An 18,093-nucleotide genomic window follows, 5' to 3' on the forward strand; every position below is an offset into this window, starting at 1 on the left:
AACTATACTATCAATTTAGAATGAAAAAAGGCAATTTTTTCGCTAGAGAACGAAAAAATTGCCTTATCTCTTACATTTTAAAAGCTTGTGCTGCCTGCTTTAGATTTTCTGCCATAGTGGCTAAATTATCAGCAGATGCTGCGATTTCTTCCATTGAACTATTTTGCTGTTCCGATGCAGAAGCAATTTCTTGAGTATTACGAGAAGCCTCAATCGAGATTTTAGATATGTGATCGATTTCATCCACCATTTTTTCAGAAGAATTTTTAATATGCTGACTTTCATCTAAAATTTCTTTCATGTGAATAGAAACCTTATCAACTGCTTTTGCAATATTCTCGAATTCACTACCAGCTCTTACAACTAATTCTTTCCCATCATTCACAGCAGAATTCCCATCCTCCATCGCCTGGATAGATAAGGTAATTTCCTTTTGAATATCCTTAATCAAATCACTGATTTGTGCAGATGCTCTACTTGATTGCTCAGCAAGCTTACGAACTTCATCTGCCACGACTGCAAATCCTCTACCATACTCACCTGCTCTTGCTGCTTCAATTGCCGCATTTAGCGCAAGTAGATTTGTTTGGTTTGCAATTTCTGTAATTACGGAAACAATATCATTAATTTCAGTTGATTTTTTCCCTAGCCCGTTAATTGTATTTGATGCCGCATTCGTTTTTTCTTCAACAGTTTTCATATAGTTAATCGTATTGCCGATAACCTCTGAACCTGAACTGGATGCATCAACTGCTTGACTTGAAAGCTCATTTGTTCTTTGAATATTGTCCGCTATAGCAGAAATACCATCTGAAATATTCACTACAACATTTTTTGCATTATCTGTAAAGCTCACTTGAGTTTCTGTGTTAGATGCAATTGTTTGAATAGAAGCGGAGATTTGCTCCGTCGCTTGAACAGTTTCATCAGAGCTTGCTGATAATTCTTCTGATGAAGATAGTACTTTATCGGACGCTTTCTTAATTTCGGATACGAGATGCTTAATATTATCAATCATAAGATTAAAGTTATTTGAGAGTTGTCCAATCTCATCGCGTCGTTTTGTTTTAATAATTTTTGTTGTAAGATCACCAGTTGCAATTCTCTCCATTTTAGACGAAAGAACCAAAATTGGTTTCGTAATGCTTCTTACAATAATAAACGTAATGATAATTATAGCAATTGCAGCAATGAGAATCATAATAATTGTTGCATCACGTAATTCTTTTGAATCGGAAAGTACATCCTTTGAAGGTGTATAAATAGCTAATCCATACCCCACCGAATTGATTGGCGTATAGGTAATGATGTATTCCTCATCTTTATAATCAAATGTAGAAATACCTGATTCTTGAGTACTTTTTTCTAAAAACGCACTCAATTCTCCAAGATCCGCTTCTTCAAATTTAGTTCCAACTAAGTCTTTAGAAGGGTGTTCTTGAATAATACCTTGTTCATCAATTAAAGTAATCAGATTTGAAGAGTTTTCATCTTCTGCTAAATATGTACCAACTAAGGCTTCCAGATTTGCTGCACCAGCTAAAATACCTACTATTAAACCTTTGTCATTGAAAATTGGTGTAGCAGCAACAACAGCACGTTTACCTGTATTCTCTAGAGTTATCACTTCTGAGAAGGCTGATTTTCCACCAAATACAGCAGAAACATAGCTTTGGTTACTATAATCCGCTCCAACACTGTTCTTCAGTGTATGGGCTAGAACCGTACCTTCTTTGTCAATAACAAACATTGTATCAAATACATCAGAACGATTTTCTAACATATTGATATATGGTAATACTCGCTCAGCATCCATCGTTTTCATCACATCACTCGCTGCAGCTACCTGCATTTCGGAGATTTGAGTATTAAACCACTGCTCGATGGAAAGAGACTTACTTACAGCAAGATCCTCCATAGCGTTCTGCTCTTTTTCTATCAAAATACCACTATTGTTATTTTGAATAAATAAAGAAACAGCAATTAATGGAATAATTGAAATTAATAATATAGCGGTAACGAATCGAGTTCGTATACTAATCATCCGTTTTTTCTTAGTTGAATCTTGCTGTACCTTTTCCGAGGTTGCTTCTTTTGGAGCCTTTTTCTTTTTGAACATAAATAGATTTTTTTGCTTTTTAAACTCGGATGAATCCTTTGGAATTTTCTGTTTTCTTAACTTGTTTAACTCCTTTTGAATCTTTTGCTTTTTTGGCTTTTTATTTTTGATTAACAATAAAGTAGCCCCCCTGACGCATTTCTAGTTTTCAATTATGTGAAAATTGAAGTTGTAATTGTAAATTCCTCCCTTTTGCGATAATATTTTCAGAATTAATTATATACTAAAAATAATAGTAATAAAATATAAATTTAGAACATTATTACTAAACGAAAAAATACTACTAGTTAAAAAGTATAAGAAATTTGAAAATATAGTAACTTTTTATGAGATAACTTCGATTCTAATAAAAAATAGACACGATATTTGTGCCTATTTTTAAGTGTATCCATTTCAATTGCGTTCAAAATTAGCAGAATGCTAGTTTTGACTATTTGCATATTTCTCAGATGTTCGAATTTCTACAGTTATCGAATTATCCGTAGTAGACGAAGTAATCATAAAGGGGAAACCTGTTGTGTTTTGGAATCTAAAATCTAACGTTCCATAAGAGACCGTCGCATCTCTACCCTTTGGCACATAGCCAATCTCCCTGGAATGATGGTGTCTTTCTGCATAACTAACTTTTATTTGATCTACAGCATTAAATAGAGTCGAAGAAGTTTGACAAATTCCACCACCTATACCCAGCACAAATTCTCCATTCACAATCTCAAGTGCTTCTTGGTAGCCAGTTTCCTTCGTTCTGGGCCCAACTGTTGTATTAAAGGAAAAATAATCCCCCATTCCAACAATCACGTGGGAAATTGCTTCGGACGACTGATTGATATTATGTGTACGACCAACATCTGAAGCATTAAAATATGTGGTATATGAAGCAATGACTACATCATCTAAAGAAACATATTCATTTCGATCATACCCTGTTTCGGTAATGTAAAGCGGTAGCTCCACGTCTCCCCCTTCCGGAGATACTGAGAGAATTTTATCTACAAGCTCACTTTCTTTTAATAGAATCATAGGATGACCCGCGACTAATTCCTCATTCTCATGAACTTTGTCAAGTACCATCCGCTGATCATAACCTTCACCGGACTCAGTGCCTCTAGCTATTTCTTTTGCAAGTTCTTCTATTTCCCGTTGATATGAAGAATAATCTGTATAAAAACCTAGATCAATCGGGGAGAGTGAAGCGATGATTTCCTCTGTGTTCGGATCAATGACATTAATTATGAAGGATGGCTTTTCCTCATCTATTATCGGTTCATCAGGTGGAGTTTCCACCTCCTCTTCGTATAGTCCCTCCTGATTCTCTAGTTTAGAACTATCTTCTTGAACCTGTTCTTCGATGACTGAAACGTCACTACATCCAACCAATAACATCACCATAATGAAAATAAAAATGAAAATAGTCCTCACATATACGCCCCCTGATTCGACATGTTTCACCACTTATTAGGATATTCAACAGGGAGTGAAAATGACTCTGTGAATTCTCGGATTAGGTATATATTTATTTCATAGTAACAGTTTGAGTGCGCAGGAAGGCGTCAAACTCCATCTGGTTTCTTTAGATTTTATAGAGTAACCAGTGAAGAGGACTGTCAGATTATTTATCGTTTGAAGCTATTTACAGTATGAAGTTAGGAAAAGAGCTAATTTATTCGTGCTCCAATTTCATAAAATTCATGAACGAACATAAAAAAATGCCCAAAGTTACCTTTGGCGCATTCACTTAAAACGGTTTAAAGACCATCAGGAATACTAATAGAAACAAGAGGAAGTAGGTTGTTCGTGTTAAGGGTTTCGTTTTATTTGCAATTTGTATATATTCACTCGGCAAATCCTCACCGTTCGCGCTTTCCAATATTTCTAGCAAAGCTCTTTCATACCTCGGTAATAAATAAGCGACGATTGGTTGGGTAAGAATGTATAAAACGATGGAAGATATGTACCAGCCTGTTGTGAATAAATAAGGATGAATAAATCCCATGATGAGTCCAGTCGCTAATATAGCGATACTTCCTATCTTTGCTAATTTTTCAACTTTTGCATTTACCATATGTGCATTAAAAGCAGACCTTACATTACGAGCGCTATTCAAGATATATGGAGAAGCAAAAGTAGCTCCTAACCCACAAATAGCACCGAGAATATGGATGAACAATAGTAGGTTGAAAAGAATATCCATTGTCTAAGTACACTCCTTTCTATTCAATACTGTATGTATACGTGTAAGAAGGGCAAAAAATTTGTTGAATTGAAGCTGTTCTAGATAAAATTAATCACAAATAAAAAAGCAGTACGAATTCTTTTGCGGAAATCGTACCACTCCTATTTAATCACTTATTAAAAATTCACTTGTAATATCGTATCCCCTCATGTAGTCAGGTGAACCAGGGAAGTTCTGCATAAAACCATGAATACCTCCATCAAACCGCACAAGTTTAACAGCTGTTCCTGCATCCTTTAATTTTTCTGCGTATAGTTCTCCCTCATCACAAAGTGGATCATATTCTGCTGTGAAGATTAATGTTTTTGGCATTTGTGATAAAGTTTCCGTATCCACTGATAAAGGTGAGGTATACGGCGTGCCTGCCTGTTCATAACCAAGTAAATCTGCAGAAGAAGTAGTGATGTCCACACCATACTTTGCATTATAAAGTGCTCTTGATTGATAGATACTTCCATCTTTTGTAATATCAATATCGAGAATAGGATAATGAAGAACTTGTTTCGCTAGCTTGAAATCGTTTGTAGCAATTGATTTTAAAGCCACAACCGTAGCCAGATTTCCTCCTGCACTTGCTCCCCCCACAACTACATTTTCCTTGTCTCCACCAAGTTCAGATGCATGCTCAACTGTCCATTTTGTCACATTGTAGCAATCCTGAAAAGCAGCTGGAGCTATGTGTTCCGAGGAGAATCTGTAACCCACGGAAATCACTTTATATCCCGAAAGCTGGCAGAGCAATCGACAAGAAACATCATGGGATTCTATACTCCCATCGATAAATCCTCCTCCATGAAAAAATACAAGAAGTGGATAAATGGCCACTTTATCATCAGGTGTATAAATTCTTATAGGAATTTGATGCGTATCTCCCTCAACTACCCGCTCTTCAACGTTTAGCACTTTTGGCCGCTTTTCTAATGGGGGAATTTCGAGTGGGACTCCTTTACTTCTAGCTTCCAAATTTTGCTGAAAAAATTGTTCAATATAATGATGTAATGGCATTAGCTAGCTCCTTTCATATTAAATTGCATAGCTCGTATAAATCAGTCCATAATATTACTTCTTACGGTGATAGGCAGAAATTTGAGTAACCCGAACATTTCCCGTATTTAATTCGTGGTATATTCCTCGACTATCGGTAAATTCAATGTATTGACCTCTTTCTTTGCGGATAATTTTTTCGGCCATTTCTTGTGATTCGACATGAATAAATCTTCTTACATAATGTTGTTCATCAAAGAAATAAGTCACTTTATATTCCTGCACGGATATTTTTCTCCTAAAGTTTCTTACTACTTAACATAACCAAGTGAAGTTCCTCTATGAATAGAAAAACCAAGTTAAAAAGGATATTTCCTTCTAACTTGGTTAGTGACTATGACTCAATAAATTCTAGATTTGGAACGTATTGTGACATATGTTTTTTAATTTCACTATAGATTGTTGTGGCATTTGGTAAGCTGTCATTTGTTAATTGATACATAGGAATGATTTTGAATTCCTTCCAATTAGCAAATTTCACATAGGTAGGCAATAACTTTGGATTTTTTATTTCAATTACTGTGGCTGCATTGCCGTCCGTATCGTAAGTAATCGTTTTATTCACTTCTAACTCCAAAATGGCACCGATTTGTCTGTATAATTTATCCTGTGAAGATAAAAAATTACCTAGTGAGTGAATAACAAATGTCTGATTTCCTTCTATACCTGTATACCATTTTACAGGCTGTAACACATGTGGGTGATGGGCAAAAATAATATGAACTCCATTATCTGCCGCTAATTGGGCGATTTTCTCTTGATACTCGTTTTGCGAACGACTGTATTCATCCCCAATATGTAAATTCAATACTACGAGATCGGAGATTTCTTTAGCCTTTTGTATATCTTGCATCATTTTGTCTTCATCAATATAACTAACTAGATACTCTTTTCCTACAGGCACCTCTAAACCATTCGTCCCGTAAGTATAGCCTAAAAATGAAAAGGTGATATTATTAACTGTTAAGGTTTTGATTTGCTGGGATTCTTCATAGGACGAAGCTGCACCAACATACTCTATCCCTAGATCATTCCAATAGTTTGTTGCGTTTACTATAGCTTGCTCTCCTCGATCAAGCGTATGATTATTTGCCATATTTACGACATCTACCCCAACATCTTTCAATATGTCTGCTAACTCATACGGACTATTGAACTGAGGATAGCTTGAAACTCCCAATCCTTGTCCGCCAACAATACTTTCACTATTGGCAACAGTAATATCAGCTCTTTCTATGTAAGGCTTAACTTGAGTAAACATTTCTGAGAAATCATATTGATCATTGCCGATATAAGCTTCCTTATAAACTGGGCTGTGTGCTAAAATATCCCCAATTGCCGAAATCGTTGCCGAATAGCGTTCCGGTTCTTTTGGTTCGCTCTTAATGATTTCTTCTTCATTAACTAAATTATTCTCCTCTTCAACAGAATGCAATTCTTCAATTTCGGAATTTTGATGATTTCGATTGGTTAGATTATTGTCCACACAGGATACCAAAATTAATAAAAATATTAAAAAAAAATATTTCTTTATTATTGTCAATCACCACCTTGAATTCATGTTACATTTTAATATACATATCTTATCAAAGATTATACTTTTTACAATCAGCCGTAGGTAAAATATTCAAAATATAGAAAGATTATTTACTATTAGTGTTTAATAAATGGAAAACTTTATTTTACAAAACATAAAAAAGGAGATACAGAATCTCCTTAGTAATTTATTTTATCTTTGTGATGGGAAGCAGACTGAATATGGTCTGCTTTCATTCAATTTATTCTTCTGGATATTTTGCAGTGTAATACTCTTTCCCCGCTTCATCAAGATATGGGAATTTTATTTTTCTTGAGATTAAGTAATTATAACTGGATACCTGTGTCATGCTTTGTTTGAATAATGACTTAAAAGTCGCCAAAAGCAAAATGCTTTCAAAATGTTTTGAATAAAGAAAAAATAAACCGAGGAATCGTGATTAGAGCCTCTCCTAGAAGGACGATGAGTTCAGCAGATTCCAGTTTATCAGAACTACGTGACCTTGTAATGGCTGTGTTATAAAATAGCGGCCCTTCTCTAACTAAATCTCCCTGAATAGGTTCTACTCCATTTGAAAATCGGATACAACGAGATTTACATTTTTTTAAGTTTGGTGAGTTCATTACTTGAAAGTGTATATGAGGTTCCGAAGAATTACCTGAATTCCCACATAATCCAAGAACTTGGCCTTGCTTAACCTGATCTCCTTTTTTTACTGTAATGGAATGCTGTTTAAAATGTGCAAGTAAGCTATATTCGTTATTTAGATGCTTTAAAATCACATGATTTCCTGCTGGCGCTTGTTCATTCATTTCCCCTGGTATGTTGTCCGGAACATGGTTCATCACTTTAACAACTGTCCCACTGTCAGGCGCAACAACCTCTTGATTAAATGCAAAGTAATTTTCATTGCGGGCGTGATTGTCTTCATAGGTTTGATTGTCTTTCATGATGACCAAATCGTAAGCATACCTTTGAGATTCATATGCATAGTGATAATTTAGAAATTCATTTTTACCACCCCAAAAAACAAACCATTCTGCATTTATCGGCATATTATAGAACTTTTTAGTGTAGCGTTGATCACTCTTTGGATAGGTTAAATACGGCTTTAGTAATAATCGGTGAATCGTATTAGATGAATCGAATGCAACACAGATGTACTTTTTCTTGCGAGTGTCTAACCATAAATATTGGTTCAGCCCTCCGATTGAGGTAGTTTGAAGAAAATGATAGCTTTTAACGTTTTTATTAAAAGTTTGTATTAATTCTTTAAATTGTTGGGAAGTAATGAGATCCTTAAAATCCTCGCTACATTGTTTATAAATAGTTTCTGGTTTAATGTGTAAAAAATCATGCCCAAAGTTTTCTGGCGTCACAAAATTATTCAAAGAGCTGCTCATAATATCCTCCCTCACATATCAATCCTTTAACCAAAATTTTACCATTTTTAAGAATCATTATCAAAAACTGTCCACAATCAATTTGAATTTTCTTTTTTGGCTGAACAAGAACTCTTTGAAGGATTAATCTAACTGCGAGAAGAATTATATATACTTGTTGCAGGTTTTAGTTGTTCGTCTAGAGGAGGATGAGAAATGCTGGAGGTTAAATTAATTGAGGCCGAAGACACATACAGTCTCAGGCATAGAATTTTACGGCCCCATATGGAGATAAAAGACTGTATGTATGACACCGATCATGGTGAAGGTGCTTTTCATGTAGGAGCATTTGTACAAAATCAACTTATCAGTATTGCTTCATTTAATATTGAAAAATATTACGACTTCCCCCATGAGAATCAGTACCGTCTAAGAGGAATGGCAACACGAAATGATTTTAGGAAGCAAGGCGCAGGCAGAGAAATTATTCGCTTTGCTGAAAAATTAATAAAAGCGAATGATACTAATTTGTTGTGGTGCAATGCACGTACTACAGTACAGGATTATTATCTAAAAATTGGATTTCAAGCACATGGAGAAGCTTTTGATTATCCACCGATTGGTCCGCATATTGTTATGTATAAAAAAATCGAAAGTTTGTAAACACAAAAATAGCTTAGGAGCACTCTTTTAATTGATCAGCTCTCTATTTATTGCTATATATTTATATCTACAGGTGAAGGGGGTTATGGAATGGGTGAAATTAGAAAATTAGTTTCAGAGAATGAATTTACTAAGTTTGTGGATATTGTTGCTAACGCATATCCAGGCATACTTGCCAATGCGCCACAAGAAAAGCAAAAATTTAAGGAATTCCTTATAAATAAACAACAAGAAGATGCCGGGGTAGAGTTTTACGGATTATTTAGAGAACAGCAGCTGATAGCAGGCATGCGAATCCATTATTATGAAATGAATTTGTATTCTAAAAGAATAGATATTGGTGGGGTAGGTCTAGTTGCTGTTGATTTACTTCATAAAAAAGAGCGTGCTGCAAAAGAGCTGATTGAACAGTTTCTTCAAACTTTTAAGGCTAAAGGGGTTCATCTCGTAGCATTGTATCCATTCCGACCAGATTTTTACAAGAATATGGGGTTTGGCTATGGATCAAGTATACATCAATATCTTTTAGAACCCGCTAGTTTTCCAAAAGGAAAAACAAAAGAGCATTTAATTTATGTAAATGAAGAGGATTCTGAACAACTAGCAGCTTGCTATAATCGTTTTGCAGAGAGTAAACACGGTCTGATTTACAAAACGGTGCACGAATGGAAAGCGCTGTTTAAGAATTCAGAAAATCGAATTATAGCTTTTAAAAAAGAGGATAAAATATATGGATATATGGTCTTTACTTTTAGAAAACAGAGCGAAACGAATTTTATGCTAAACAACCTAGTTATTAAAGAATGCATATATGAGACACCAGTATCACTAATGGCGCTTTGCACTTTTTTAAACAGTCAGGTCGATCAAGTATCCCGGATTGAATGGAACACACAGGATGAGCATGTACGCTTTTTAGTAAATGATGCAAGGAATGGCTCAACCGAGTTAATTCCAAGTGTATATCATCCAAGTGCTACAACAGGTATTGGATTAATGTATCGAATAATTAATGTGAAAGGTTTTATCACTTACTTAAGGCATATTCAATATTTTACACCTGATTTAAAATGGAAACTGACTGTGACTGACTCCTTTTTCCCCGAAAATCAGGGTGAATATTTGTTACAAGTCAAACAAGGATTTCTAGAAATTATGGAAGAGAAGGATTATGAAGTAGAAGTAAAAATTGATATTTCGGAGTTATCTTCATTGTTAATGGGTGTAGTATCGCTCAAAGAATTATATATTTATAGTAAGGTTGAGATTAGTCATCCTACCTTCCTTAATGTGCTTAATACTCTATTTAATACACTAGATAAACCAATGTGTTTAACAGCTTTTTAAATACTAACCTTGAGTCGAGTGCCAAGAGTTTAACAATTGGCACTTCATGTTGCCCTCAATAGGAAAAGATGAATTTACTGTTTTGGCTGGGTAACTACTTTTCTTTATATAATTTATTTTATTTCGAGTCCCCTCTTACTCAAACTCCATATATTCACTACTAAATTCAGGTTGACTACCAGGAGCTATTATTTGGTTTTACTAAGAAATAGAAGTCTATAATCCAATTCTGTAAGAAGTTAAATATCTTCCATAACTCAAGCATCCATCCTATTTTCTATTTGAGTAAATCTTTTAAAGCTAACTCTAGATTAGGAAATTCAAATTCAAATCCTTGTTTCAAGAGCACTTTTGGTAATACTTTTTGCCCCTCCAGAACAAGTTTGCTTTTTTGGCCGAGAGCTATCCTCATGACGAATGAAGGTACAGGAAACCAATGAGGACGTTTTAATACCCTACCAATTGTTTCACCAAAACAACCCATTCTAACAGGTGTTGGGGCTGTCACATTTACAGGTCCATGTAAATTATGATTGTTGACAGCAAAAGATATAGCCCTTACAACATCTATGACATGAACCCAAGACACCCACTGTTTACCAGACCCAACAGCTCCACCGACGAATAATTTATATGGTAAGATCATTAAAGGAAGTGCACCCCCATCACTCCCAAGTACCACTCCAAATCTCATAAAGATCGTCCGCACTTCATGTTTCTCTACTTGTTTCGCTTTATTCTCCCAATCAAAAACAGTTCGACCTAAAAAGTCGTCGGGGGATGATATTGAATCTTCCGTATATTCGGCCTCCAATGATACGGGGTATATACCGATTGCACTAGCATTGATAAAAATAGAAGGTTTTTTGGGCAAAACATCGATTATCCTTAATAACTCTTCAGTTGCTTCCATCCTACTTTTGTAAATTTGCTTTTGATGTTTCTCACTCCATCTACCATCGTTAATGGAAACGCCTGCTAAGTTAATAAACGCATCTACATTGTCTAACTCTTTTTCGGGAGTTGCACTATCAGTAAGCCACATTACATACGAGATACCACTAGATGCTTGTTTTTCCTTCCTTGTTAGGATAACAACCTCATGCCCCTCGCTTAGTAGAAGTTTTGTTAATTTACTTCCGATAAATCCTGAACCTCCAGAAATCGCTATTTTCATACGTTCACCTCAATGATCTCTTTAAAATCTAGATACACCGTTTACTTTTATTAATTAATGGAAAACCATGCTTTTCCAGTTAATTTCTAATTAGATTTTTGAATTGATTTTTTCTAATTCCATTTTAAATATTCTTTAAGTAATTATCTAATTCTATAATATTTTTTACGATGACTGAATTTACCTCGTCACGTTGCAGCATATTTAATATCTTAGGTTTGCTTTCTTTTTCAAACAATCGATTCCATTTAATATGGATTCTATTAGGTATATTTGGCAATTAGTTCACCTTCTCAAAAAAAGAGTTGTGTAGTACCTAAGAGTATTTTACTATTCCTGATTTCTTCATTTTGACGATGGCATTCTAAAAAAATTCATAAAGTCCCGCGTCAAAATATTGAATCTCATTCTTTGTCACTTTATACCTTTTGTACCCATGGTAAAACGCTGCTAAATATTCCGGATTACCGCTAATCTTTCGAATTGCTAAGGCTTCATCATAGCGCGGATCTCCAACCGTCATTCCAGCAACATCAATAAATAGCCGCACCTCACCGTTAATAACCAACACATTGTCTGTTGTGCAATCCCCATGAATCATGGTTTGTTGCACTGTCTTTGGTTTGTGCCTCTTTAAATTGTTTAACAGCTCCAAGCTGGCATTTTCATCCGCATGCCCTTTCTCAAAAGAGTCTTGTGCTAGCATCAACTGATTCTCCAGCCAATCTCCTTCATGCTTCAAAAGCTGAAGTGGCTCTTTTTCATGAAATTGTTGCAGAAATACCCCAAAGCTTTTGATTAACGCAATTTTCTCGCATTCGGACTTCGCTAATTTTAATGCTTTTGTTAACGACATCCCATTTTCAAAAGACATTAACAAATGACTTCTCCCTTCTTCTTCAAAAAAACTGAAATATTCAGGAATTGGGATTTCTTGATTTTGCTTTAGTTTTTCTAGCACTTCTGCTTCAGACTTAAGCCATAATCGATATCTTGCTATGTAAGAACTTTTAAGTAAATATGATTTTTCGCGAGTTGCGATCCTTCGAACTTCCGATGTCCATCCCTGTTCATCTAATAAAGTAATACTATGGAAAGGTCCTATAATCTGTTCTAGTTTTTCTTTCAACATCTTTTCCATCCGACACAATCCTCCAAAAGTTTTGCTATTTAACATTTCTCCATTTATAGACAAATTACCTTGTTATATATAAAGAAAAAGAGTTGAAGATAACCGGTTTGGTGATTCTCAACTCTTAGAACGCAACTCCTTGCTATTGTATGGATAATATTTTACTACTACCTTTTACCTTGATTTCTTATCAATCTTCTTCAACGATTTCCTTTATAACTTCGGCTAAAGCAGCTGTAGTTTTTGCACGTTACGGTTTGTCCCAATTATGCCCACTCTCCAAAAGAGAAATTTTAATAATTTCTACTATTCCATTTATTATTGACACACATATTAGCACATACTAATATGATAATAACAATACATATTAGTTATAACTAATATGAAAGGAGCGAAATGATGCAAAAGCAAACATCCGATTTCGATATGAAGATGAAACTTATCCATGGTTTTTCCAATAAAACTAGAATGCAAATTCTTGAATGTATCAAAGCTGAAGAAAAAACTGTATCACAAATAATTGACGAAACCAAAGGAAGTCAATCGAACATTTCACAACATCTCGCTTGTTTGAAAGGTTGTGGAATTATTGTAGGCAGGAATGAAGGCAAGTACATGTATTATAGTTTGCGAAATCAAAATATTCGAGATTTATTAGAAATGTTTGATGTAGTGCTAGAAGATGTAGAAAAGACGATAGCTTGTTGTGATCGTCATATAGATTAGGAGTGGTTTGATTGGCAAAACAATGCTGTAGCGCTAATAAAGAAAAAATAAAAACTATTGAAACTAATTGCTGTAGTTCTACTACTGTTAAACAGGAAAAATCCATTTGCTGCTCTAACGAAAAAAATTCAATAAATAATACGATAACCAATATTAATGATAAAAACACGAGCAGTTGCAATAACAGTTCAAAGAAAGAATTAGAAGAAGAACAAGAAGAAGCCCATTGTTGTAGCAGTAATGAACAACCTTCATTCAAAGAGCTTTCGAATTCTAGCTCCTCAGAAAAGATGTCATATCGAGTGACTGGAATGGATTGTGCAGCTTGTGCAGCTACAATTGAAAAAGGATTAAGTAAACTGAACGATATAGTGGAAGTAAAGGTGAATTTCAGTACGGGAAAAATGCATGTAGCTGCCAGAAATGCTAATGCATTGATGCCAATTAAATCAGAAATTCAAAAACTTGGCTACTCCGCTGAACCTTTAAATCAAAATAAAAAACTGAAAATATACACTATCGAAGGAATGGACTGCGGCAGTTGTGCAAAAAGTATTGAGAATCACTTAAATACCCTCCCTTCTGTTCAAAACGTTAGTGTCAATTTTTCTACTGGAAAAATGAAAATCGAACATGCAGGTAGTGTGGAAGATATTATTTCTGAAGTCTCTAAGATCGGTTATAAAGCGGCATTACCATTAAAAAAACAAGATGAGCAATCTCCGCAAAAACCTAAAAAAGAGATGAATTCAGTTATTTTATCTGGAATACTGATCGCATTTGGTTTTATCGGTTCATTTGGTGGTATTTCTCCGATACTTCCCACAATTCTCTACGCGATCGCTATAGTAATTAGTGGATATAAACCGGCAAAGAGTGCATTCTATGCCATCAAGAGTCGCTCTCTTGATATGAACGTACTTATGTCGGCAGCAGCAATTGGAGCTGCCCTGATTGGTGAATGGCTGGAAGGTGCAACAGTTGTTTGGTTATTTGCAATCGGTACCTATCTTCAAAATAAATCGATCGAACGTACAAGGGATTCTATTCGTAAACTGATGGACCTGGCACCTCCTGAAGCCTGGGTTAAGGTAGTAAATGAAATTATAAGAAAGCCAGTGGAAGAGATAAATGTTGGGGAGACAATCGTTGTTAAGCCAGGCGAAAAAATCCCTCTAGATGGTGAGATCATTCTTGGTGAATCAAGTATTAATCAGGCGCCGATTACAGGAGAATCGATTCCAGTAGATAAATCCATAGGTGATTCTGTCTATGCAGGTACGCTCAATGAACACGGTTCTCTTGAAATCAAGGTAACAAAGTTAGTGGAAGATACAACCATTTCAAAAATTATTACCCTTGTTGAAGAAGCTCAAGAACAAAAAGCACCAACTGAAGCATTCGTCGATAAATTCGCCAGCATTTATACCCCAATCGTCTTTGTTTTGGCATTAGTCATTATGGTACTACCTCCCCTATTTGGTTTTGGAGCTTTTGGAGAATGGTTTTACAAAGGATTGGAACTGCTTGTTGTTGCTTGTCCTTGTGCTTTAGTGATTTCTACTCCAGTTGCGATAGTATCAGCGATAGGTAACGCTGCAAAAAATGGTGTCTTAATTAAAGGTGGCACTTTCTTAGAAAAGGCAGGTGCCATCACTGCCATTGCATTCGATAAAACGGGGACTCTAACTGAAGGAAAGCCTAGAGTTACTGAAATAAAAGCAATCAATGGCTCAGAAGAAGAGTTATTATCAATTGCATTAACTCTAGAAGATTATTCCACTCATCCTATTGCACGAGCAATCGTTCACTATGCCAATGAACATGGAATACGACCTTATAATGGAAATTCATTCAAAAACATTGTAGGTAAAGGTGTTCAAGCAACCATTGGAGGAGAAATTTACTACGCAGGTAATAGAAAATTATTCGAAGCCCTACCTATCTCCTTAGTAGAAGTAAAAAAACATGTTCAAGATTTACAAGCCAAAGGAAAATCTATTGTAATTATTGGAACACAAAACAAAGTCATTGGAATTATTGCCGTCTCTGATACAATTCGAGAAACATCAGCTTCAGCATTACAAAATATGAAACAAACTGGCGTTAAGCAAACGGTCATGTTGACTGGAGATAATGAAGGAACAGCAAAACGGATTGCATATGAAGCTAATATTAATCGTTATTTTGCAGAATTATTGCCGCAGGACAAAGTAGTTATCATCAAAAAATTACAAGATGAAGGCCATAAGGTAGCAATGGTTGGAGACGGTATAAATGATGCTCCAGCATTAGCAACTGCAGATTTGGGCATTGCAATGGGTGGTGCCGGGACAGATACAGCAATGGAAACTGCAGATATCGTGTTGATGGCAGATAATCTTGAAAAGCTGCCCTATACAATGAAGCTAAGTAATAAAGCTTTAGCAATTATTAAACAAAATATTTGGTTCTCAATACTTATAAAAGCTGCTGCATTAGTGTTGATTTTCCCAGGCTATCTAACACTTTGGATGGCTGTTCTGAGCGACACTGGTGCTGCATTAATCGTCATTTTCAATTCAATAAGGCTTCTAAAGTTTAATAAATAATTATTGTGAGATGTTTCTTCATAGAGACATCTCATTTCTTCTACTCCCTACTTTTTAATCAAATATAAAATTAATGGGTTAAAATTTGATTCTTTTAGATTGTAACCCTAATAATCATCGGAGCTTACCCGCTATAGATTCCTCCACTTTAGACTAAACTTTCAAAAGATTGTCCAAATTAATTATACAGTTCAATTGTTGCAAAGGAGAAATTATGCAATCTTCATTTGTATTATTTTTTATGTTAATAGGAATACTCTTTGGTGTTTGGAATCGCTGGAAAGAATTTTACCCTACTTTATTATTTTGGATTATAGCTAATCTGCTTTATGATTCTTTGTTTCACGACTTTCAGCTATGGGAATTTATTCCTGTTTGGATTGATCACATTCTTCTTCCTACACATACAATTATTTCAGCAGCAATTGCCCTTTTGATCTACCCATTTGTAATTGTTGTTTTCTTAGGTAGATTTCCTGAAAAAGTCTCTTTAAAAATATTATGGATACTTCTTTGGGCTTTGATTTTTCAGGGAATAGAAACGATTGCCTATTTAAATAATAGTATTACTCATCATCATGGATGGTCACTTATCTGTTCTTTTATTTTTAATATATTGACCTTTTCTTTATTAGCTGTCCATAAATGGAAATATTGGGTAGCATGGCTGGTTGCCCTTCCTGTTGTCATTTTAATATTTATTATTTTTGATGTTCCACTTCCTAAATGACCCATTCTTTGGTTGATTGATTTATTTTTTATAACATTGGTTCTTTCCGAGTTGTTGAACTTTAAAAAAAATGCAAAGAAAATGGCTGCGATTTATTCGCAGCCATTTTTCATTTATCAAACGATCACTACTTTAATATCATGCAGGAAACATGCTCCACCATACTAGAGTTTTGGTTTAACAGATGGGCTACCACCCTCTTTAAAAAACCATAGACAAAAGCGACGTGTAGCATAAAAAGAAAGAAATAATGTTATCCAAGTAACATACCAGTCCCAATGGATATACTTGATGAGCTGGGTATTTTCTTCGAGTATAACTTCTGGAATCGTCAAAATGGAACAAACCCCAGCATAGTACCCCCATTGAAAAGGCTTACTCCGCTCATTTGGATACCATACATTAAAAATGGCACAGACAACTGGGAAAAAAAAATACTCAAATGTGAAGCTCGTCCTACTGATTGATGCGAACAATCGCACTGGGTATTCAATCAGCCCACACTCTACGACAATTAAACCAAAAAGAATAGTAATTATCTGTTTGAATAAAAATGCCACTACTGCAAGTCGAATTTTATATTTCGGTATGAAGAAAAGCAAACCAATTCCCACAGCGTATGCCGCTAACAAAATCCAGTATTCAATTCTCATCTGTTCTCCATCCGCTCCGCTTGAAATAATGCTTTGTCCTTATAGAACCAATTGCAACAGACTTGACTCACGAAAAAAAGAGCCCCTAGATAGATCCACATTCCATACCACGTTATGGAGCCATATTCCAATAAATCGGTATATTTCTTGAGTACAATATCAAAAAAGGTGATAGCAGTAATCCAAACAAAAAAGTATATAAATCGAGCCCATCGACTCTCCTTTACTTCTTTATGGACATAAAATATGGAAAATAGTACGGGATAAAAAAAATAATTGATCGTAATGGAGAGATCTATCGCTTTTGGGAACTCTCTGACAGGCGCACTTAACAAACCGTATTTAAAACTAAGCATATCACAAAGCCAGATGATTGCTTGAAACATCATAAGTGCCAAGAATCCTTTGCGTAGATCTTTGCGTGCACTAAATAGAATAAAGCCAACAATGCCAAAGATCCACATTGCTACCAAAATCAAACGCTCCATCAACATTTTTCAGAAACACCGCATTTCAATAAGGTGATTGTTACTATTTATTATCAATAAAAGTATCATCCAGTTTTTCAAATCATATTCAATAATGTCCTAATTCGTTTCTGATTTTCAGGGATAAATTATGGAGAATAAGGGGTAAAAAAGGTGACAGAGAATTAGAAAAACCACACGAAATGGCGTACCAATTAGACAAAATCAAAGCAAACATTAGTGAATGAAGTCAAACAAGTCGGTAACTCAACCACTTCACCAAAAAGTATTC

17 protein-coding genes are annotated in these 18,093 nt (G+C 35.1%); 5 read left to right on the forward strand and 12 right to left on the reverse strand.

Going from position 1 to position 18,093, the window contains the following annotated elements; translation table 11 throughout:
- Nucleotides 1–70 precede the first annotated feature (70 nt).
- The 7 genes from C1N55_RS10405 to C1N55_RS10435 form a co-directional block, all read right to left on the reverse strand.
- Nucleotides 71–2,236: a methyl-accepting chemotaxis protein gene (locus C1N55_RS10405; protein WP_137728759.1), complete on the reverse strand. Its 2,166-nt coding sequence runs from the start codon at nt 2,234–2,236 to the stop codon at nt 71–73.
- 303 nt (nt 2,237–2,539) lie between these two features.
- Nucleotides 2,540–3,538 (reverse strand): VanW family protein, encoded by a 999-nt coding sequence (locus tag C1N55_RS10410; RefSeq protein ID WP_240758261.1) that lies wholly within the window; start codon nt 3,536–3,538, stop codon nt 2,540–2,542.
- A gap of 316 nt (nt 3,539–3,854) precedes the next feature.
- The gene (locus C1N55_RS10415; protein ID WP_137728760.1) at nt 3,855–4,310 is read right to left on the reverse strand and encodes a DUF2269 family protein; all 456 of its coding nucleotides are present in this window, start codon (nt 4,308–4,310) and stop codon (nt 3,855–3,857) included.
- Nucleotides 4,311–4,457: 147 nt separating this feature from the next.
- On the reverse strand, nt 4,458–5,357 hold the full coding sequence (locus C1N55_RS10420) for an alpha/beta hydrolase (RefSeq protein WP_137728761.1): 900 nt from the start codon (nt 5,355–5,357) through the stop codon (nt 4,458–4,460).
- Between the two features lie 54 nt (nt 5,358–5,411).
- On the reverse strand, nt 5,412–5,621 hold the full coding sequence (locus C1N55_RS10425; RefSeq protein WP_137728762.1) for a hypothetical protein: 210 nt from the start codon (nt 5,619–5,621) through the stop codon (nt 5,412–5,414).
- 109 nt (nt 5,622–5,730) lie between these two features.
- Nucleotides 5,731–6,882 carry a CapA family protein gene (locus tag C1N55_RS10430; protein WP_168193840.1) on the reverse strand — a complete coding sequence of 384 codons (1,152 nt, stop codon included), beginning with the start codon at nt 6,880–6,882 and terminating at the stop codon, nt 5,731–5,733.
- 446 nt (nt 6,883–7,328) lie between these two features.
- The gene (locus C1N55_RS10435) at nt 7,329–8,336 is read right to left on the reverse strand and encodes a M23 family metallopeptidase (RefSeq protein ID WP_137728764.1); all 1,008 of its coding nucleotides are present in this window, start codon (nt 8,334–8,336) and stop codon (nt 7,329–7,331) included.
- 195 nt (nt 8,337–8,531) lie between these two features.
- Between C1N55_RS10435 and C1N55_RS10440 the strand changes: the two genes are divergently transcribed.
- Both C1N55_RS10440 and eis read left to right on the forward strand, forming a co-directional pair.
- Nucleotides 8,532–8,978: a GNAT family N-acetyltransferase gene (locus tag C1N55_RS10440; RefSeq protein WP_137728765.1), complete on the forward strand. Its 447-nt coding sequence runs from the start codon at nt 8,532–8,534 to the stop codon at nt 8,976–8,978.
- A 90-nt stretch (nt 8,979–9,068) separates the two neighbouring features.
- Nucleotides 9,069–10,325 carry a GNAT family N-acetyltransferase gene (gene eis / locus C1N55_RS10445; RefSeq protein WP_137728766.1) on the forward strand — a complete coding sequence of 419 codons (1,257 nt, stop codon included), beginning with the start codon at nt 9,069–9,071 and terminating at the stop codon, nt 10,323–10,325.
- Nucleotides 10,326–10,602: 277 nt separating this feature from the next.
- Here eis and C1N55_RS10450 read toward each other — a convergent pair whose 3' ends face one another.
- From C1N55_RS10450 to C1N55_RS10455, 3 genes are all read right to left on the reverse strand, one after another.
- Nucleotides 10,603–11,502, reverse strand: a complete 900-nt coding sequence (locus C1N55_RS10450; protein WP_137728767.1) for a TIGR01777 family oxidoreductase — start codon at nt 11,500–11,502, stop codon at nt 10,603–10,605.
- A 124-nt stretch (nt 11,503–11,626) separates the two neighbouring features.
- A complete protein-coding gene (locus tag C1N55_RS20535; protein WP_168193841.1) occupies nt 11,627–11,782 on the reverse strand; it encodes a hypothetical protein in 156 nt (51 codons plus the stop codon).
- A gap of 84 nt (nt 11,783–11,866) precedes the next feature.
- Nucleotides 11,867–12,643 carry a phosphotransferase gene (locus C1N55_RS10455; RefSeq protein WP_137728768.1) on the reverse strand — a complete coding sequence of 259 codons (777 nt, stop codon included), beginning with the start codon at nt 12,641–12,643 and terminating at the stop codon, nt 11,867–11,869.
- Between the two features lie 390 nt (nt 12,644–13,033).
- Here C1N55_RS10455 and C1N55_RS10460 point away from each other — a divergent pair, with 390 nt between their 5' ends.
- The 3 genes from C1N55_RS10460 to C1N55_RS10470 all read left to right on the forward strand — a co-directional run bounded on the left by C1N55_RS10460 (nt 13,034) and on the right by C1N55_RS10470 (nt 16,681).
- Complete coding sequence (locus C1N55_RS10460) at nt 13,034–13,360, forward strand: ArsR/SmtB family transcription factor (protein ID WP_370452516.1); 327 nt, start codon at nt 13,034–13,036, stop codon at nt 13,358–13,360.
- An 11-nt stretch (nt 13,361–13,371) separates the two neighbouring features.
- Nucleotides 13,372–15,951, forward strand: a complete 2,580-nt coding sequence (locus tag C1N55_RS10465; protein ID WP_240758263.1) for a heavy metal translocating P-type ATPase — start codon at nt 13,372–13,374, stop codon at nt 15,949–15,951.
- A 214-nt stretch (nt 15,952–16,165) separates the two neighbouring features.
- Nucleotides 16,166–16,681: a CBO0543 family protein gene (locus tag C1N55_RS10470; RefSeq protein WP_137728770.1), complete on the forward strand. Its 516-nt coding sequence runs from the start codon at nt 16,166–16,168 to the stop codon at nt 16,679–16,681.
- Nucleotides 16,682–16,845: 164 nt separating this feature from the next.
- Here C1N55_RS10470 and C1N55_RS10475 read toward each other — a convergent pair whose 3' ends face one another.
- Both C1N55_RS10475 and C1N55_RS10480 read right to left on the reverse strand, forming a co-directional pair.
- The gene (locus C1N55_RS10475; RefSeq protein ID WP_137728771.1) at nt 16,846–17,334 is read right to left on the reverse strand and encodes a CBO0543 family protein; all 489 of its coding nucleotides are present in this window, start codon (nt 17,332–17,334) and stop codon (nt 16,846–16,848) included.
- On the reverse strand, nt 17,331–17,798 hold the full coding sequence (locus tag C1N55_RS10480; RefSeq protein WP_240758487.1) for a CBO0543 family protein: 468 nt from the start codon (nt 17,796–17,798) through the stop codon (nt 17,331–17,333). Before C1N55_RS10480 ends, C1N55_RS10475 begins: the two co-directional genes overlap by 4 nt.
- Nucleotides 17,799–18,093: the final 295 nt, after the last annotated feature.

The sequence above is a fragment of the Lysinibacillus sp. SGAir0095 genome, assembly GCF_005491425.1.
In the GTDB taxonomy this organism is placed as follows: Bacteria; Bacillota; Bacilli; order Bacillales_A; family Planococcaceae; genus Ureibacillus.